Origin of the sequence: Haemophilus sp. C1 (assembly GCF_001276515.1) — a bacterium.
GTDB lineage: Bacteria > Pseudomonadota > Gammaproteobacteria > Enterobacterales > Pasteurellaceae > Haemophilus.
Genome location: NZ_LDVZ01000028.1, coordinates 1 through 19,855, shown reverse-complemented (window position 1 = coordinate 19,855; position 19,855 = coordinate 1). Strand labels below are relative to the sequence as shown.

General features: G+C 38.0%; 17 protein-coding genes. 8 read left to right on the top strand and 9 right to left on the bottom strand.

The window, feature by feature from the left end; all coding sequences use genetic code 11:
- Nucleotides 1–188: 188 nt before the first annotated feature.
- Nucleotides 189–1,256: a UDP-N-acetylglucosamine--undecaprenyl-phosphate N-acetylglucosaminephosphotransferase gene (wecA, locus tag ABW51_RS08690; protein WP_053466424.1), complete on the bottom strand. Its 1,068-nt coding sequence runs from the start codon at nt 1,254–1,256 to the stop codon at nt 189–191.
- Nucleotides 1,257–1,633: 377 nt separating this feature from the next.
- Here wecA and ABW51_RS08685 point away from each other — a divergent pair, with 377 nt between their 5' ends.
- Nucleotides 1,634–2,932: a tetratricopeptide repeat protein gene (locus ABW51_RS08685; RefSeq protein WP_053466423.1), complete on the top strand. Its 1,299-nt coding sequence runs from the start codon at nt 1,634–1,636 to the stop codon at nt 2,930–2,932.
- Nucleotides 2,933–3,033: 101 nt separating this feature from the next.
- On the opposite strand, the gene glnD is transcribed toward ABW51_RS08685, so the two are convergent.
- Nucleotides 3,034–5,625 carry a bifunctional uridylyltransferase/uridylyl-removing protein GlnD gene (gene glnD, locus ABW51_RS08680; RefSeq protein ID WP_053466422.1) on the bottom strand — a complete coding sequence of 864 codons (2,592 nt, stop codon included), beginning with the start codon at nt 5,623–5,625 and terminating at the stop codon, nt 3,034–3,036.
- A gap of 213 nt (nt 5,626–5,838) precedes the next feature.
- On the opposite strand from glnD, the gene ABW51_RS08675 reads away from it, so the two are divergent.
- Nucleotides 5,839–6,369, top strand: coding sequence for an REP-associated tyrosine transposase (locus ABW51_RS08675; RefSeq protein WP_053466421.1), 531 nt, complete (start codon nt 5,839–5,841; stop codon nt 6,367–6,369).
- Between the two features lie 446 nt (nt 6,370–6,815).
- Here the strand turns inward: ABW51_RS08675 and map are convergent, their stop codons facing one another.
- Entirely contained in the window at nt 6,816–7,622 is an 807-nt protein-coding gene (map, locus tag ABW51_RS08670; protein ID WP_053466420.1) for a type I methionyl aminopeptidase, read from the bottom strand.
- Between the two features lie 136 nt (nt 7,623–7,758).
- Here map and erpA point away from each other — a divergent pair, with 136 nt between their 5' ends.
- From erpA to argG, 5 genes are all read left to right on the top strand, one after another.
- A complete protein-coding gene (gene erpA / locus ABW51_RS08665; RefSeq protein WP_005632606.1) occupies nt 7,759–8,103 on the top strand; it encodes an iron-sulfur cluster insertion protein ErpA in 345 nt (114 codons plus the stop codon).
- A 1-nt stretch (nt 8,104) separates the two neighbouring features.
- A complete protein-coding gene (locus ABW51_RS08660; protein WP_041175095.1) occupies nt 8,105–8,458 on the top strand; it encodes a YacL family protein in 354 nt (117 codons plus the stop codon).
- A 6-nt stretch (nt 8,459–8,464) separates the two neighbouring features.
- Nucleotides 8,465–10,822, top strand: coding sequence for a penicillin-binding protein 1B (mrcB, locus tag ABW51_RS08655; RefSeq protein WP_053466419.1), 2,358 nt, complete (start codon nt 8,465–8,467; stop codon nt 10,820–10,822).
- Between the two features lie 167 nt (nt 10,823–10,989).
- The gene (locus ABW51_RS08650; protein ID WP_053466418.1) at nt 10,990–11,862 is read left to right on the top strand and encodes a phosphoribosylaminoimidazolesuccinocarboxamide synthase; all 873 of its coding nucleotides are present in this window, start codon (nt 10,990–10,992) and stop codon (nt 11,860–11,862) included.
- Nucleotides 11,863–12,038: 176 nt separating this feature from the next.
- On the top strand, nt 12,039–13,373 hold the full coding sequence (gene argG / locus ABW51_RS08645; protein WP_053466417.1) for an argininosuccinate synthase: 1,335 nt from the start codon (nt 12,039–12,041) through the stop codon (nt 13,371–13,373).
- Between the two features lie 69 nt (nt 13,374–13,442).
- Here argG and ABW51_RS08640 read toward each other — a convergent pair whose 3' ends face one another.
- The 5 genes from ABW51_RS08640 to metX all read right to left on the bottom strand — a co-directional run bounded on the left by ABW51_RS08640 (nt 13,443) and on the right by metX (nt 18,163).
- The gene (locus ABW51_RS08640; protein WP_053466416.1) at nt 13,443–13,838 is read right to left on the bottom strand and encodes a hypothetical protein; all 396 of its coding nucleotides are present in this window, start codon (nt 13,836–13,838) and stop codon (nt 13,443–13,445) included.
- A gap of 330 nt (nt 13,839–14,168) precedes the next feature.
- A complete protein-coding gene (manZ, locus tag ABW51_RS08635; RefSeq protein WP_005635877.1) occupies nt 14,169–15,002 on the bottom strand; it encodes a PTS mannose transporter subunit IID in 834 nt (277 codons plus the stop codon).
- 10 nt (nt 15,003–15,012) lie between these two features.
- Nucleotides 15,013–15,807, bottom strand: coding sequence for a PTS mannose/fructose/sorbose transporter subunit IIC (locus tag ABW51_RS08630; RefSeq protein ID WP_005628385.1), 795 nt, complete (start codon nt 15,805–15,807; stop codon nt 15,013–15,015).
- Nucleotides 15,808–15,818: 11 nt separating this feature from the next.
- On the bottom strand, nt 15,819–16,820 hold the full coding sequence (locus ABW51_RS08625) for a mannose/fructose/sorbose PTS transporter subunit IIA (protein WP_053466415.1): 1,002 nt from the start codon (nt 16,818–16,820) through the stop codon (nt 15,819–15,821).
- A 266-nt stretch (nt 16,821–17,086) separates the two neighbouring features.
- Entirely contained in the window at nt 17,087–18,163 is a 1,077-nt protein-coding gene (gene metX / locus ABW51_RS08620) for a homoserine O-acetyltransferase MetX (protein ID WP_053466414.1), read from the bottom strand.
- Nucleotides 18,164–18,320: 157 nt separating this feature from the next.
- Between metX and ABW51_RS08615 the strand changes: the two genes are divergently transcribed.
- Complete coding sequence (locus ABW51_RS08615; RefSeq protein ID WP_053466413.1) at nt 18,321–19,001, top strand: SanA/YdcF family protein; 681 nt, start codon at nt 18,321–18,323, stop codon at nt 18,999–19,001.
- 265 nt (nt 19,002–19,266) lie between these two features.
- Here ABW51_RS08615 and ABW51_RS08610 read toward each other — a convergent pair whose 3' ends face one another.
- Nucleotides 19,267–19,452: an antitoxin VbhA family protein gene (locus tag ABW51_RS08610; RefSeq protein ID WP_053466412.1), complete on the bottom strand. Its 186-nt coding sequence runs from the start codon at nt 19,450–19,452 to the stop codon at nt 19,267–19,269.
- Between the last annotated feature and the right edge of the window lie 403 nt (nt 19,453–19,855).

Sequence of the window (19,855 nt, the reverse complement as noted above, 5' to 3'; positions counted from 1 at the left end):
GTAGAGCACGACCTTGCCAAGGTCGGGGTCGCGAGTTCGAGCCTCGTTTCCCGCTCCAAATTTCAATCCCTGGTCAAAAGGCTGGGGATTTTTTCTATCTACAAAAATAGATCACCAAAATGTTAAAAGTGCGGTGAAGTTTCTCAAAAATAAAGGCTTGTGATTTAATAACACAAGCCTTTATTTTTTTATGCTTTCTTCAACCGTTTTGCGCGACGTTTCATTCTTCTTACCCAACGGGTAATTCGCCATGCACGCGTAATTGAATAGACATAAAGGAAAAATAAAATGAAAAAACCGACAAACATCGCCCACTCATTCACATAATAAACTTCCCCTAAAATACCGATAGTTGCACACACTGCCGAAACAAACGTAATCAATAAAAAGGCTTGTCTTGATGTTAAACCCGCTCTCACCATTAAATGATGAACGTGTAAACGATCTGGACGGAATGGGCTTTTACCTTTACGTACACGGCGATAAATAATCGCAACCATATCAATCAAAGGAATCGCAATAATCCAAAGTGCGGTTACTGGATTCATCGGATGCCCTTTTCCTTGCGTACTCAATAACAAAATCCAAATAATGGTAAAACCAATTAATGTACTCCCCGCATCGCCCATAAACACCTTATATTTCGATCCAAATGGAATCCCTAGATTGAGCATCAAATAAGGTAAAATCGATACGATTAAAGCAAAACTCCAATGCGCCATATCCATTTGCCCATCTCGATACATTAAAATACCAATCGCCGCAAAAGAAACACAAGAAAGTCCACCAAGCAATCCATCTATACCATCAATCATATTAAAGGCATTAATAATCGCAATAGTGGCAAATACAGTAATAATCAGCCCAATAGACCCCAGCGTTAATTGGAAAGGCCCTAAAATTTGACCAAGATGATCAAGATACACATTCCCAAGATCGATCATTAAAATCGCCAATATCGCTTGAATACCTGCTCTTAAAAAAGGGCTAATATCAAAGCGATCATCTAAAATCCCAATTGCTAACAAAACAAAAATACTGAACAAATAGAGATACGGTAATCGAAGTTGATCCCATTCCATCAGGTAATAGCAAAGATTTCCAACAAAAAGCGATACGCCACCGATTAACGGAATTGCACCTTGATGACGTTTACGATAGTTTGGCTTATCAACTAATCCAATCCAATTGGCAACGGGTCGCATCACAATCAATGTTAAAAATGCGCCAAGAAAAGTAACAAAAATACTCAACATAATGTGATCCTAAAAATTTTTTGTAAAGGATAACATAAGGCAAATTTACCTAGAAATATATTTTTCAAGAACCACAATTTTTCACTTCAACGCCACTATTTTTTATACTTAAATTTACAATCTAACTGCTACACCCAATTTATTTATAAGGACATCAAATATAATTTGTTTAGTACAACAAGAAAGATATCAACCTTATGAATAGCTACAAATGTTGCCTTATTTAAACGTTAAAAAATTACGAAAGTGTTTCAGTTAGATTATAAATTCAAAGTATAATGACGACTCATTTTTAGTTTGACAATTCAGTAGATACTAAAAATATATTGCCAAACAAAATTTTGGCGTCTTCTATAAATCAATCTAGAGATTATTATATGAAACTGACAAAAACATTTCTCACTAGCGCATTGTTAGCTGCTTTAATTTTTTCTGTTCAATCTACGGCTTGGGCAGATACGCCAGAACAGCAATTTCAACAAGGCTTTGAAGCTGCTAATAAAGGAGACTATCAAACCGCCCTCAAACTTTTGCAACCTTTAGCCGCACAGGGACATGCAAAGGCTCAAAATAGTTTGGGTTGGATGTATTCCGAAGGAAAAGGCGTCAAACAAGATTATGCTGAAGCGATAAAATGGTATCAAAAAGCTATTGTACAAGGGAATGCAAAGGCTCAAAATAATTTAGGTTGGGCGTATTACCGTGGAGAAGGCGTCAAACAAGATTATGCCGAAGCAGTGAAATGGTTTCGCAAAGCGGCTGAACAAGGTTTGGCAGATGCTCAAAATAATTTGGGTTGGGCGTATTACCGTGGAGAAGGCGTCAAACAAGATTATGCTGAAGCAATAAAATGGTACCAAAAAGCCATTGTACAAGGGGATGCATGGGCTCAAAATAATTTGGCTTTGATGTATGAAAATGGACGAGGCGTAAAACAAGATTATTCTGAAGCAGTGGCTTTATATCGAAAAGCTGCAGAGCAAGGAAATGTAAAAGCTCAAAATAATTTAGGTAATATGTATAATGATGGTAAAGGCGTCAAACAAGATTATGCTGAAGCCATAAAATGGTATCAAAAAGCTGCTGAACAAGGGGATTTATGGGCTCAAAATAAATTGGGTTTGATATATTCAGAAGGAAAAGGCGTCAAACAAGATCATGTTGATGCAATGAAATGGTATCTAAAAGCTGCAGAACAGGGAGATGAAGATGCTGAATTTGCTTTGTTTAAGTTGGTTGATATGTATGTAAAAGGAAAAGGCATAAAGCAAGATGAAGATAAAATGGTAAAATGGTTTCATAAAGCCGCTGAACAAGATCATGCAATAGTTCAATTTGTTTTGGGTATGCTGTATTTAGAAGGAAAGTATGTAAAACAAGATAAGGATGAAGCAATGAAATGGCTTCATAAAGCTACTAAACAAGGGGATGCAAAATTCCAATTTGCTTTGGGCGAGATATATTTCAAAGGAAGAGGTATCGAACAAAATTATTCTGAAGCACTGAAATGGTATCAAAAATCTGCTGAACAAGGCTATGCAGATGCTCAATTTAGTATTGGGAATATGTATCACAATGGAGAAGGTGTTAAACGTGACCTTTCAAAAGCTAAAGAATGGTTCCTTAAGGCTTGTGATAAGGGTAATAAAAAGGCTTGTGATACTTTAAAAATGTAACGAAATCATTTTAAAATTAGGACGCTGAAAGCGTCCTTTTTTGTAGAAAATCAGACCTAATCTTCTACAACGAATATATCGTCGTAAAACTATACTATTAGTTAGTTAATTTCTTTCACAAGAACTTGTTTTAAGATTTCTCTCTCCCCTCTCGCAAGTGCTTGTCCAAATTGGTTCGTCAAAATAAAAAAGTCTTCGGCTTTCTCGCCCACTGTGGTAATTTTCGCATTCAATAAATTGAGATTTAGCTCAGTGAAAATCTGGCTCACTTGGGCTAATAACCCAGGTTTATCCAACGCAACCAGTTCCATTTCAGTATGCTCTTTTTTGTTTTCGTGTAAAAAACGAACGTCGGTTTGTACAGTAAAATGTTGAAGCTGACGATTCGGCGTAATAGAAAGTGCGAGCAATTTTTCACTTTGAAGGGCTAATGTGAGGGCTTGCTCTAGTTCTCGGCGACGATCAAATTCCACTAATTCTCCGTTAAGTTCTGTGATGATAAAGCTATCAAAAACATAACCGTCTTGTGTTGTAATAATCTGTGCATCATGGATACTGAATTTTTTTGCTCCAATGGTGCTTACTACTTTATTAAATAAGTGCGGTTGATCTTGGCAATAAATAAACACTTCCGTGCCGCCAAGTGAAAAGCGATTACTAATTTTCACTAATAATGCCTCAGCAAAATCCACCAACAAACTTGTATGCCACGCAATTTGTTTTGGCGTATTACGCACAAAATAATCTTCAGGGCAACGCTCCCATAATTGCTCAATCGAGATTAGTGCAATATTGGAATAATCCTGCGTTAAAATTTGTTGTGCAAGTTTTCGGTTTTCTTCCGATTTTTCTGAGTAATCAAGCAATTCTTTCATCCCTTGAGCAAATTGCTGTTCGGTAAATTCATATAAAGAAGCAAAAAGCGAACGTTTCCAGCTATTCCATAAATTACCATTGGTTGCACAAATATCCGCCACCGTTAAACAAGTCAGATAATCTAATCGAACTTGATTTTGCACGGCTTCCGCAAAATTCATGACGACTTCAGGATCATGAATATCACGGCGTTGCGCAGTAATTGACATAAGTAAATGGGATTTTACGAGCCAAGCAAGGGTATCAATTTCTCGACGATCTAAACCATGTAATTGCGCAAAATTTGCCACATCTTCTGCGCCAAGTTCTGCGTGATCGCCGCCCCGCCCTTTTGCAATATCGTGGAATAACGCCGCAATATAAAGCAAAGTGCGGTCAGAAAGTTGGCTAAAAATTCGATGGGCAATGGGATGTTCTTTCGCACTTTCCTGTGACAGAAAACTTTCCAATTTCAACATCACGCGTAATGTATGCTCATCCACCGTATAAATATGGAACAAATCAAATTGCATTAAGCCCTCAATGGCTTGCCATTGCGGAAGATACGCAGTTAATACGCCATATTGGTGCATCGGCATAAACGCTCGCTTAATTGCATTAGGTTGATTAAACAAACGTAGAAATTTTTCCCGAGCTGCAGGAATTTCACATAATTTTTGTGGTAGTTGATCTAAGGAAATTTGTAATTGACGCAAGGTATCAGAATGAATATCCGCCCATTCGTACTGCGTTAAATAAAAGAATAGATCTAAAATTCGCTCTGGTTTTTCTTGAAAAACACGGCTATTACGCAAACATAAGCATTGGTTAATCAGTTGAAAATCATCGTCTAACTGATGAATCACACTATCCTGATTTGATGAAAGCACATTTTCTCTATAATGCTGAATCAGCAAATTACTAATAAGCGAAATTCGGTGCAATGCTTGGAAAAAACATTTCATCATTTTTTCAACAGCTTGATTGCCTTCCCCTCGGAAACCTAACAATTCACTGACTTTAATTTGACGATCAAACAACAGACGATTATCGTAACGTTTTAAAATCAAATGCAAAGCGAACCGCACTTTAAATAAAAAAGCACGACTTTCTTGTAGTTGCTGATATTCTTGAGGATAAATAAAACCACTTTGTAAAATGGCCTCAAGAGTCAGCGCCCCCGAATGGCGCAAAGCCACCCAATACAACAAATGCAAATCACGCAAACCACCAGGGCTATACTTAATATCTGGCTCAAGGTTATAAGCCGTATTGTGATAACGCTGATAACGTTCTATTTGCTCTTGCACTTTGGCATTAAAAAAATCTTCTTTCGACCAAAAATCAGCATTTTTTACTAATTCATTTAGCGCATCAAAGAGCGGTCGATTTCCAGTAAGAAATCTGGCTTCTAATAAATTGGTGGCAATCGTAATATCTTGTTTTCCTTCCGATTCGCATTGTTCTAAGGTTCGAACGCTATTTCCCACCTCAAAGCCACAATCCCATAAAAATTGGATAAATTGGGTAATTTTTTCTTCAATTTCTGGGCTAGGTATTTGCTCGACCAAAATTAAAAAATCTAAATCCGACAAAGGAAACATCTCACGCCGTCCATAACCGCCCACCGCAATTAAAGAAATTCCCAGTTGTTCACTTAATCCCATTTCCTGCCAAAGTTGAATCAATAAGGCATCATAAAAATCACTGCGATTTTCAACCAGCTCAAAAATGGAATAACGAGAAAAATTCTCTAGCTCAAATTGCTTGAGATTTTCTCGCTCAATTTTGACCGCACTTGGCGTTAAAGGAAAAGATAATGACAAAGGAAACAGCATTTTGATTGCCTTTTAGTGGTTAGAAGTGGCTTTATTATATATCCCGCGTGGGCTTACGCCCACCCTACAATTTTAAGGTAAGTCAGATAGCAAACGTAGGGTGGGCGTAAGCCCACGCGTTAAAATATTGATACCTGTGTTATAATATTTTCCTGTATTTCCTACAAAACCTACGCCACCTTACGGGTATATAAAATATATAAGGAACTTGATATGTCACGGTATCGACGCATGAAAGTTGAAAACGGTATGTATTTTATCACAGCGGTTTTGCAAAATCGTAAAGCGAATTATTTAATCCGCTATATTGATGAATTTCGTGCAGCTTATAAAGAAACACAATTACATTGCCCATTTGAAACTATCGCTATCTGTATTTTGCCCGATCATTTTCATTTGATTATGCAACTACCTGAAAATGATATGAATTTTTCTAAACGAATACGTTTATTAAAATTAAATTTTACAAAACGTTTGCCCTTAGAATATCGCCAACCAACAGCAAGTCATACCAAACGCAGAGAAGCTGGTATTTGGCAACGCCGTTTTTGGGAACATTTAATTCGTGATGATCAAGATTTAGTAAATCATTGGGATTATATTTACTACAATCCAGTGAAACACGGTTATGTGCAAGCAGTGAAAGATTGGGCGTATTCATCCTTTCATCGTGATGTTAAAAGAGATATTTTTCCCGAAGATTGGGGTGGTAATCCTGAATTGATAATTAAGGGAGAAATATAATAATTTAGCCCAACCCATAATATATAATCAACCCACACGTTAAAGTGCAATGCCCTTATTATAATATTTTCTTATATTTCCTGCGTGGGCTTACGCCCACCCTACAATTTTAAGAAAATCAAATGGCAAACGTAAGATGGGTGTAAACCCACGCGTTAAAGTGTGATACTCGTGTTATAAATATTTTCCTATATTTTCAACGTGGGCTTACGCCCACCCTACAATTTTAAGGAAAATCAAATGGCAAACGTAAGATAGGTGTAAACCCACGCGTTAAAGCATAATGCTCGTGTTATAAATATTTTCCTATATTTCCCGCGTGGGCTTACGCCCACCCTACAAAACCTATGTTACCCCACAAGACCTACGGCACCTTACAAAATTCATAGAATTCTTATTAAGAAAAAAGAGCGTATATCTACGCCCCTACTTACAATTTAAGTCAATTACACATTAATCATAATCCGTGAAATTCGACCTTCTGCAATTTCTTCATCGCGGATAGTCATTACTTCACAACCAGTTTCCGTGACAACAATTTGATGTTCGTATTGTGCTGAATGACTACGATCTTTGGTTTTTACTGTCCAACCATCTCCCATCACGCGCACTTCTTTTTTTCCTGCATTAATCATTGGTTCAATGGTAAACACCATTCCGGGTTTTAAAATCACACCACCATCATCTGCGTAATAATGCAATACTTGAGGTTCGCAGTGAAATTCTGTACCAACGCCGTGTCCGCAATATTCACGCACGACACTGAAAGTTTGACTTTCCGTATATTTTTGCACGGCTTTACCTATTTCATTTAAACGGATACCTGGTTTTACTATGCGCAATCCCACGTATAGGGCTTCTTGTGCCGCTTCCACTAACTTTTTACTACGAATATTCGTTTCTCCGCCCACAATATACATTTTTGAGTTATCGCCAAAATAACCGTCTTTAATCACGGTAACATCAATATTCACAATATCGCCATTTTTAAGCACTTTATCGTCACTTGGAATACCGTGACATACAACTTCGTTAATGGAAATACAAGTAGATTTTGGGAAACCATGATAATTCAAACAGGCGGGAATAACCTTTTGTTCATTTACCATATATTCATGGCAAATGCGATCAAGCTCGCCTGTGGTTACCCCTGCTTTTACGTAAGGTTCAATCATCACCAGCACATCCGAAGCCAATTTGCATGCCTCACGTAGTTTTACAATTTCTTTTTCTGTTCTAATTGGAATAGCCATTTTATTTCACCTTTTTTGAAAAAATTTTTGCTAGATTATAGCACGATTTCTAGGAAAAAACTGGATTACACTTGAATGGAGTAAAGGGTTATTAGATAATAACGAAATTCAAATTTTCGGGAAGCGGGAAATAATTATGACAGATAACATTGCAGTACCACTGACATTTACTGATGCAGCGGCAAATAAAGTAAAAAGTTTAATCAGCGAAGAAGAAAATACTAATTTGAAATTACGCGTGTATATCACAGGGGGTGGTTGCAGCGGTTTCCAATATGGTTTTACCTTTGATGAAAAGGTCAATGAAGGCGATTTAACCATTGAAAAATCTGGGGTTCAACTTGTGATTGACCCAATGAGTTTACAGTATTTAATCGGTGGTACCGTCGATTACACAGAAGGTTTAGAAGGTTCACGCTTTACTGTAAATAATCCAAATGCTACCAGCACTTGTGGCTGTGGCTCATCTTTTAGCATCTAAAATGGATTTTCAATTTACACATTACCAAGGCAATGTATCCGTAAAATGTTCAATGGAACACATTGCTCTTGCTAACTGGTTCAATACAGAAGTGCGGTCAAATTCAGACAAGATTTTAACCGCACTTTCTACTGCACAATCACTCTCTGAAAATCAAGAAAAAATCTTAATCGGTGCGGAATATACGTTATTTTTAAATGCTGATGAAGTGATGGTACGCGCCAACAATCTCGCCATTGAATCAGATGAAATTTTAGAACAAGATTTCCATTATTATGATGAAGAAAGCCTTGCTTTTTGCGGTACGCAAGATTTTATTCATTTTCTCCAATCTTATGTTGATTTTATTGCTTAACTCACTATGACTTCTCAACACTCCGCTAAAAAATCATCGAAAAACACGCAAAAAAACAACCGCACTTTTAAACGCTTTTTACTGAAATTTAGTTTCACTGCGCTTGTCTTAACGATTTTTTACGGCGGTTATCTCGATTGGCAAATTCGCGCCAAAATGGATGGACAAATTTGGCATTTGCCTGCGGAAGTTTATAGTCGATTAGAAAGCGTGAAAATTGCCGATAATCTCGCTTTTGATGAAGTCATTCAAATTTTATTAGATAATGAATATCGCCAAACCACAATGGTTGCCGCACCTGGCGATTTCAAATTAGAAGATGATAGCATTGTAATACTTCGCCGCGCTTTTCCTTTCCCCGATAAAGCAGAACCACAGCGAGTTTTGCGCTTGCGTTTTAACAATAATAAGTTATCTCGCATTGAAGATTTAGTCACAGTCAAAACTGTTGATGAATTTCGTCTTGCGCCAAAGTTGATTGCGATGTTGCAATCAGACAACGAAGATCGTCTTGCAATTCCTTTGCAAAATTATCCCCGTTTATTAATTGATACATTAATTTTAACGGAAGATCGCCGCTTTTATGAACATAATGGCATTAATCCAGTGGGAATTTTACGCGCATTAATTGCCAATATTCGTGCAGGTCAAACCGTACAGGGCGGCAGTACACTCACTCAACAATTAGTAAAAAATTTATTTTTATCGCGCGAACGTACCATTACACGTAAAGCCAACGAAGCCTTGATGTCATTGGTGTTAGATTGGCGTTATGATAAAAACCGTATTCTCGAAACCTATCTCAATGAAATTTATCTCGGACAAAATGGCGATACGCAAATTCACGGTTTTGAGTTAGCCAGCCAATTCTATTTTGGTCGTTCGATTCGTGAAATTAGCTTAGATCAAATTGCACTTTTAGTCGGGATGGTCAAAGGTCCTTCACTTTATAATCCGTGGCGAAATCCACAAAACGCGCTCGAACGTCGTAATGTTGTTTTAAAGCTCATGCTTGAACATAAAATGATCGGTGATGAACTTTATCAATTATTAAGTCAGCGACCTTTAGGTGTACAAAAGAAAGGGCAAATCTCGCGTAAATACCCTGCATTTATTCAAACTTTACAAACAGATTTACGCCGTGAACTAGGCGAACATAAAATATCTAGTTTACTTGGTGCACGGATTTTCACCACAATGGATTTAAAACAACAAGCTCAAGCAGAAAATGCAGTGGTGAACACAGTTTCACAACTACAACTGAAAACTAAAAATCCATATTTAGAAGGCGCCATGATTGTTGCGGATTACCGCGTGGGTGAAATTCGTGCGGTAGTGGGTGGTTTACAAACGCAGTATGCAGGCTTTAATCGAGCATTAATGGCAAAACGTCAGATTGGTTCTTTAGTAAAACCTTCTATTTATTTAACCGCACTTTCTAATCCAGAGCAGTTCCGTTTAAATACCCCAATTAACAACCAACCAATTACGATTAATGTCAAAGGTAGCCCACCTTGGCAGCCACGCAACTATGATAAAAAATATAGTGGTTCGGTGATGTTAATGGATGCCTTAGCACGTTCTTTAAATATTCCTACTGTGAATATTGGGATGAAAGTCGGCTTGAGTAAAGTCATTGATACACAAAAAGCGATGGGCTGGGATAATGTGGAAATTCCAAAGGTGCCCGCCATGTTACTCGGGGCTTATACCATCTCACCTTATGATGTAACTAAACTTTATCAAACTATTGCGAATCAAGGAGGCAGGATTAATCTTACAACGGTAGATAGCATTGCTGATCGTCAAGGAAATATCATTTATCAACATGATAAAACCGCAAAACAAGTGGTCCCACAAGAAGCAGCATTCCAAACGTTATTTGCGATGCAACAAACTGTTGAACGTGGTACAGCTCGTAGCTTGCAAAATGATTATGCGGATTTACGTTTAGCCGGTAAAACAGGGACAACAAACGATGCGCGTGATACTTGGTTTGTGGGCATTGATGGAAAAAATATCAGCACCGTCTGGCTTGGTCGCGATGATAACGGCGAAACCAAACTGACAGGTGCTTCTGGCGCATTGCAAATTTATAAAGATTATTTAAACCGTACGAATATTGAAAAATTAACGATTCATCCCCCTGCGACAATGAAATGGGTGGGGATAAATCAATACGGTGGCTGGGATTGTGACAGCAATCGAGTGATCCCCGTCTGGGTGAATAATGGACAAAATTTCTGCGGAGACACATCAAATGCTTCTCCATCACCAGCAACTCCACCAGCTGAAACAGAAATCGCCCCTCGACAAGAAAGCGTCTGGGATGTATTGGATAACCCAAATCCACCCGCTCAATAATTAATCGCGGTATATTTCTAATAATAAGCAAATATTTTGAAGCGAAAAAACTACACTTCCCCTGAAATTTCAGGGGATTTTTTTATTTCTTTAAAAAATAGCAAACGTTTGCTTTAAAAGTGCGGTACAATACGCACCAGTTTTTACTTTCATACAGGTGCAAAACGATGACACAACAACTCCCCACTTTAAGTCTAAAAAAAATCTATTCAGGTAAAGTACGTGATCTCTATGAAATCGATGATAAACGCATGCTAATGGTTGCTTCTGACCGCTTATCTGCCTTTGATGTTATTTTAGATGATCCCATTCCAAGAAAAGGTGAAATACTCACTCAAATTTCCAACTTTTGGTTTAACAAACTTGCTCACATTATGCCGAATCATTTTACTGGCGAGAGTGTTTATGATGTGTTGCCCAAAGAAGAAGCGGATTTAATCAAAGATCGTGCCGTAGTGTGTAAACGTTTAACCCCGATTAAAATTGAATCTATCGTACGTGGTTATTTAACTGGCAGTGGTTTAAAAGATTACAAACAAACTGGTACCATCTGCGGATTAAAATTACCTGAAGGCTTAGTTGAAGCAAGTAAATTAGCAGAACCTATTTTCACCCCATCAAGCAAAGAAGAACTTGGCAACCACGATATAAATATTAGCTATGCAGAATGTGAAAAACTTATCGGGGCAGATTTAGCCGCACAAGTAAAAGAAAAAGCTATTGCACTTTATACCACGGCTGCAGAATATGCACTGACTAAAGGCATTATTATTTGCGATACAAAATTTGAATTTGGTTTAGATGAAAATGGCACACTCACCTTAATGGATGAAGTATTAACACCTGACTCTAGCCGTTTTTGGTCTGTCGATACTTATCAAGAAGGGATTAATCCTCCATCATTCGATAAACAATTTGTACGCGATTGGTTAGAAAATAGCGGCTGGAATAAACAAGCACCTGCACCTAAAGTGCCCGCAAATATTATTCAGAAAACGGTTGATAAATATCAAGAAGCACTGGATTTATTAACAAAATAGAGATCAAAATCCCTGCTATTTACAGCGGGGATTTTTATGCATAATGACAACTAAAGATTTTTAATCTTAATACATAAAAGGCTAGACAAACATAAAAAGTGCGGTTATATTTAAATGACTTTTTATTCAAATAAAATGATTAATTATTCAACCTAATTTATAAACAAGGAAAATATATGTCAAATACAATTCTACAACATTTACCTGAAGGGCAAAAAGTCGGTATCGCTTTTTCTGGCGGACTAGACACCAGTGCAGCATTACTTTGGATGCGTCAAAAAGGTGCGGTGCCTTATGCCTACACTGCTAATTTAGGTCAACCTGATGAAGATGATTACAGCGCAATCCCTAAAAAAGCGATGGCGTATGGTGCAGAAAATGCTCGCTTAATTGATTGTCGTGCTCAACTTGCTCACGAAGGTATTGCAGCGATTCAATGTGGCGCATTCCATATTTCGACAGGCGGCATTCCTTACTTCAATACAACGCCTCTTGGTCGCGCAGTAACAGGCACAATGCTTGTTGCTGCAATGAAAGAAGATGATGTAAACATTTGGGGCGACGGCTCAACTTTCAAAGGTAATGATATTGAGCGTTTCTATCGTTATGGCTTATTAACAAACCCGAATTTAAAAATCTATAAACCTTGGTTAGATGCACAATTTATTGAAGAACTTGGCGGTCGCCTTGAAATGTCTCAATTCCTTATTGAAAATGGCTTTGACTATAAAATGTCCGTAGAAAAAGCCTATTCCACCGATTCCAATATGCTTGGTGCAACCCACGAAGCAAAAGACTTAGAGCAATTAAGCACTGGCATGAAAATTGTTAAACCAATTATGGGTGTCGCATTTTGGGATGACAATGTAGAAATAAAACCTGAAACAGTAACCGTCACGTTTGAAGAAGGCGTCCCTGTGGCATTAAACGGCAAACATTTTGATAATGCAGTTGATCTTATTCTAGAAGCAAATCGTATTGGCGGACGTCACGGTTTAGGAATGTCAGACCAAATCGAAAACCGTATTATTGAAGCAAAATCTCGCGGTATTTATGAAGCACCAGGGATGGCATTATTGCATATTGCTTACGAACGTTTAGTAACCGGTATTCACAATGAAGATACCATCGAACAATATCGTATTAATGGCATCCGTTTAGGTCGTTTATTATATCAAGGTCGTTGGTTTGATCCGCAAGCATTAATGCTGCGTGAAACAGCACAACGTTGGGTGGCAAAAGCAATTACAGGCACAGTAACCCTTGAACTTCGTCGTGGTAACGACTTCACTATCTTAAATACCGAATCACCAAACTTAACCTACGAAGCAGAGCGTTTAAGTATGGAAAAAGTGGAAGATGCACCATTTGATCCAATTGATCGTATCGGTCAATTAACTATGCGTAATTTAGATGTGTCTGACACCCGAGGTAAACTTGGTATCTATGCACAAACAGGTTTATTAAGCGCAATTAAAGATTCCGTATTGCCACAATTAGGCAAGAAATAAGATAAAAGAGCGGTGAAAACCAACCGCACTTTTCCGCTTATAAAAATGGCTACTTCATGTAGCCATTTTTTATTCACTCATCTTTTCTAATTCATCTTGAGAAAATGCTTGTAGCTTATGGATTTCATTTTTCGCTTTGTCAGAAAGCACTTTATTATCCTTTAGCATCTGTTCTGAACGCGCCATAATAAAACGTAAATAATCATAGTTTTGCGTTTTTTCAAATAAAGCCTGTGCTTGATACATATCAGCAAAATCCTTATTTGCTTGGGTAAGCAACATCTTTTGCCCAACTAAAACAATTAACGCCAGTGCCAATGCAATTACAGTGCCATAACCATTTGTTAGGTAATAAAGTAATCCGCCTATAATAAATAAACCATAAACCAAGCGTGCGCTATTTTTAATATAGGTTTCACTTGGGATGGGGGAAACAGCGGCTTTGAGCAATTCAGATAATTTCATAGTTTTACCGTAATCTTATCGTGGTAAAAAGAAAAAAACCGCTAGATTAGCGGCTTTTATATGTTAGAATAATCAGTAGTTGGTCAGGTTAGTTATTGCCTGACTGGCAGGTCAGGCAACAACGCAATCTCGATCAGCTTTGTTTAACAACTCTGAATGGAGATAAACCAATGAAAAGTATCATTTATATGATTATCATTTGTTTAGTTTTGTTGTCTTATAGCTCGCCAGCTTGGTAACAAAACTAAGACCAACTTTATAACTAAGGCAACAAAGGAAATCTTGTTGCCTTTTTAATATAAGCCTTTCGGAATTAAATTTCAAGCTGAATTAAGCCAAAATACCAGCCCAGTAACCTAAAATCCCCACGCCAAATAAACCGAAGATAATCACCATTGCATTCACTTTTTTACGTAATAAATACATACATAAGAAAGTCAGTAATAAGGCTAATAAACCTGGAAGTAGATCATTTAATACGCCTTGCAATGTTACCACAACTTCTTCACCTAATTGGTTTTTATAGCGTGTAAGTTCTAATGGGACATTAATACTTGTCCATTTAGAAACCAGCGAGCCCATAACAAAGAGCCCAAGAATAGAAGCCCCTTGAGTGATTTTTTGCAAACGTCCACCCCCCATATCAGAAACGATTTCAGTGCCTTTTTCATAACCATATTTGAAACCATACCAGCGAGTAACAGCACGGATCACATTGATTAAAATAAAAAACAATAATGGACCTAAAATGCTACCTGTTAAGGCAATTCCAGCACCAAGTGCGGCTAAAACTGGGCGTAAAGTTCCCCAGAAAATAGGATCACCCACACCAGCTAGTGGCCCCATAAGTCCAACTTTTACACCGCTAATTGCCGCATCATCTACATCTTTTGCGCCATTAGCACGCTCTTGTTCCATTGCAGCAGTCACGCCCATAATTGCAGACCCAACCCAAGGTTGAGTATTAAAAAATTCAAGATGGCGTTTGAGTGCCGCAGCTTGATCTTCTTTTTTGCTATATAAGCGTTTGATTGTTGGGATCATCGAAACACAGAATCCCATTGATTGCATACGTTCAAAGTTAAATGAACCTAAAAGGAACGTTGAACGGAAATAAGTACTTAAAATATCACCCTTTGTAAGAGTTACTTTTTGTTCTGACATAATACGCTCCTTATAGACCTTCTAATTCGTTATCAGCAAGTTTTCTTTTGCTTGCCACTGGCATTGCGACTTGGTTAAAACGCGGATTTAATTGGATATAAAGCATTGCCAAGCAAGTACCAAGGATACCCAATCCAACTAAGTTGTAATTAGTAAAGGAAGCAATAACAAAACCAAGGAAGAAGAATGGCATTAATGCACCCGCGCGCATCATATTAATCACCATTGCATAACCTACTACGACGATAAATCCACCCGCAATTTGTAAGCCACGAGTAATCACTTCAGGAATTGCATCTAATGCGCTAGTTACGGCATCCGTACCTGCAACTAAACCAACCGCTAATGCAGGAATTGCAACACGCAATGCTTGTAGGGAAAGCCCTGCAAAATGGCAAAGTTCAATCCCACGGAAATTAGCTTGTTCGGCAAATTTATCCGCTTTATGTTGTAAGAAGATGGTTAGTGTACGTACGAAAATGGTAAGCACTTGACCTGCTGCTGCAACTGGCACCGCGATAGCAATCGCCGTACCCACAGATTGACCACCCTTAATAACAAGAATAGCAGAGATCACACTAGCAAGCGCGGCATCTGGTGCCATAGCAGCCCCAACGTTCATCCAACCTAGCGCGATCATTTCTAATGTACCGCCAAGGATAATACCAGTTTCAAGATCGCCTAATACCAAGCCAATCATAGTACAAGCAAAAAGTGGACGGTGGGTTTGACGCTCATCTAATACGCTCCCCATACCGCAAATTGCCGCGACAAGCACGACTAAAATGAGTTCCATTGTAGACATAAAATGCGCTCCTAGAATTTAATTGAATCAAGTTTTTCGCGAGTAAGTTCAACTGGCTTATTCGCTGCCACTTTTTGAAGGGAAAGTTTCACGCCCATATCAAGTAATTTTTTGAATGCAGCGACATTAGATGGATTCACTGTGACCGCATCAGAAAGCTGTTTGTTGCCTTCTTTATGCGTCATTCCGCCCACGTTAATGGTATCAATACGCAAACCACCTTCGATTAAACGCACGGCATCTTCTGGCTTGGTTACAAGCATTAAAATATTACGGCTCGCATATTTTGGATTGTTGTAAACCTTAATCGCTTTATCCACAGGAATGACATAGGCTTTCAAATGTGGCGGCGCAATTTGAAGAAGCAATTCCTTACGTAATTCATCATTTGCCACTTCATCACTAATAGCAAAAATGGCTTCGCATTTCACTGCTTTTGCCCAAGAAGTAGCGACTTGACCATGAATTAAACGATCATCAATACGTAGTAAATTGACACTCATACGTCCATTAGGATCGTATTGAATATTATCTTCCTGTTCCTCAGATTCTTGTTCAGAATTGACCGCACTTTTTGCTTCTGAAGTGGCTTCAGGTTGAGCGAAAGAGGCAACATCATCTGGTTTCCGATAACTTTTCACCGCCATTACGCCAACTTCCTTGGCGACATCGGCAAGTGCTTCTGCTGATTTTGCATCATCCTTGGCATCTAATACTTCTAATAACATTGGTAAACTTACGCCAGTGACAATATCATCTTGAGGACGTTTTGCCGCCACTCGAGCTGCCGCGTTATACGGGCTACCACCAAATAAATCTACCAAAAATAACACGCTATCTGATGGCGAGCATTCAGCAATAATAGCCTCATACTTTTCCACCAAGGTGTCTTGCCCTTCTCCTGGAACGAATGTTACACCGTGGAGTCCTTCCACCTCACCAAACACCATTTCAGAAGAATTGACCAACTCAGCAGCAAGCTTGCCGTGAGCAGCAACGATTACTTGAATCATTGGGGTACTCCTAAAGTTGTAAAAAATCGCCCGAAAGCATAAAGTAAACGTTTGCACAACTCAAGAGAATTATAAGTGTTCGTACCATAAAAAATTGATATTCATCAATTTTTAGCGATCATAGGGGAGATTTTGAACAGGTTAATTTAGCGTAAATTATGCGTGATTACACTCCATAATTTTTGGATAAAAAGTGCGGTATAAACTAAGAAAGTTTTTAAAAATAAGAAAAAAGTGCGGTGAAATTTCACCGCACTTTTTTATGCCTAATTACCCGCTAAACCATCTCTAATTCGTTTTTCAAACTGATCATAATCCACTAAAAACGCATCGTGTCCGTAGTCTGATGGAAATTCATAAAAATGTAGATCGACTCCGCTTTGTTCTAAAAGCTGTTTAGTTTTATAAAGGTCAATGGGTTTAAAAAGTTGATCCGTTGTCACAGAAACCAATGTATAGTGCGCTTTAATGCGTAACAATGCCTGTTTAACATTATCATACCCCAAACTAGGATCATACATATCTAACGCACGCAATAAATGCAAATAACTATTGGCATCAAAACGTTCTAAGAACTTTTTGCCTTGATAAGAAAGGTAGGATTCCACTTGAAAGTAATCGCCCCAAAAGCTGCCATCTGATTTTGTGGCACGCCCAAAGGCTTTCGCAAGTTGTAAATCGGTACGATAAGTCAGCATACCTAGCATACGCGCAATAGATAACCCTTGATCTGGCGGTGTCCCCTCGTAATAATCGCCGCCGTTAAAATTAGGATCATTAATGACTGCTTGACGCATAACATGGTTAAAGCCTATAGCTTCAGCACTAAAATAAATGGATGAGCAAAGATTCACGATATTATCCATAAAATCAGGATAATCAATCGCCCATTGATTCGCTTGCATGCCGCCAAAAGATCCACCAATAATCGCTTTTAAATGGCTAATGCCAAGATGATCAAGCAAGGCTTTTTGTACTTTGACAATATCTTGCACGACAATATTAGGAAATTGGCTACCATAAGGTTTACCCGTTTGCGGATTAATTGATGAAGGCCCTGTCGTTCCCTTGCAACCGCCTAATACGTTCGAGCTAATAAAAAAATAACGATCCGTATCCAATGCTAAACCTGCGCCCATAAAATTCTGCCACCAGCCATCGCGACCATCATCGAAATAAGGCTCAGCATCGCCAGTCAAAGCATGGCAAATTAATACCGCATTATTTTTTTCGGCATTGAGCGTGCCATACATTTGATATGCGACATTAATATGGGAAAGTTTGCCGCCAAGCATCAGAGTTAAAGGCTGTGTGTCAAAAAGCACTACATTTTGCACAGACATTGAAAACCTATCGTAATAATCAGAATGGCGTTTAAACTATCAGTAAGTCGATTAGCTTGTCAAGAAATTTTAGCCGTCTAAACGGCTAAATTATCGCACATCAATGCGATTCACAAAATCCATCAAATTCCCCTTGAAGTGCGGTCGATTTTTCATTATGTTTACCGCTATGCTAGTAAAAAAATTCTCCCCAAAATTCGCCGCACTTTTTCGCGCCCTACTCTACGCAATCTTTGCATTGATTATACTTTGCTTGCTAGTTGATCGAGGCGTAAGTTTTTATGTTCGCGATAAAATATTCACAAATATTGATGAACTGCCCTTTCGCCCTTACGCCCTTGTGCTTGGCACATCAAAATATACCGTCAGCGGAAAACCGAACGTTTATTACGATAGCCGCTTAATAGCAGCTAAAAACCTAATCGAACAACAAAAAGTGAATTATCTTTTATTAAGTGGCGACAACCGAACGTTGCAATATAACGAACCAAGAGCAATGTTTCGCGATTTACGCAAAATGGGCGTGCCAGAAACTTTAATGTTCCGTGATTTTGCTGGTTTCCGTACGTTAGATTCCGTTATCCGCGCCGATAAAATTTTCCAAGTGCAAGCATTTACGATTGTCAGTCAAAAATTTCATTGCGAACGCGCACTATTAATTGCCCAAGCACATAATATTGATGCCATTTGCTTTGTGGCAAAACAGCCAGAATTACATTTTTCCACACAAATAAGAGAAGTTTTTGCCCGCATAAAAGCGGTTTTTGATTTGATATTAGGAGTTGAACCTTATTTTTTAGGCGAGCCAGAACCTTTGCCGAAGAAAAATTTTCAGTGAAATAATCGCTGAAATCAACTCGATATGTTTTTACCTTTCTAAAGGAGTTAAAGAATCATTTATAATTTTTTCTAAAGGTTTATATAGAGAGTGCTTTAGCGTAGCCTCAATTTCACCTTCAAGATAAGATTTTTGGTTTTGATCAGATACTTTTGATAATGCTATTGTATTAACTTCAAAATCTCTAGCTAAATATATTTCTTGTTGAGAACTGCAAGACTAATCTAACTTAAATCCAACTTCTTCAGAATATCCCTTAGCCAAATTATACCCCTGCTTTAACTGCTTCAATATATTCTTTTGTAAACTCTTCTCTTGTTAAGAAGCCTTGAATATATTTATCAGCAATATCTAATAAACCTTTAGATAGGGTAATGCCTTCTAAACCGACACTTGATTTTGCATATTCAACTGCCTCGCGTCTCGCTTCTTTTTCAGTTTCAGTAATCATAGGTTTTCTCCTCAATAACTTCATCGTTAATAGTACATATTATACAATAAATTTAGCAAAATTTTTTGAGCAAATTTTCAAAGCAAAAACAAGTAAAAAAGAAAATAATTTAAAAGCATTTTATCTTGTAAAACTTACCTATTTTCTATTTTTTCTCTTTTTCAAAAAGATGAGCCGCATAGGCACAAACAATAAATATTTCTTCCCAAAAATTTCCGCTAAAATTTGCAAGCCTACTTCAAATTGGTTAAAATCCAGACGCTATATATGGATAATTTCATATAAGGCATTTCATACTAAAATTATTTAAACTTACAAAACTTATCAGGTGAATTTATGATACACGCACAAGCAAGCAAGCAAGCAAGCAAGCAAGCAAGCAAGCAAGCAAGCAAGCAAGCAA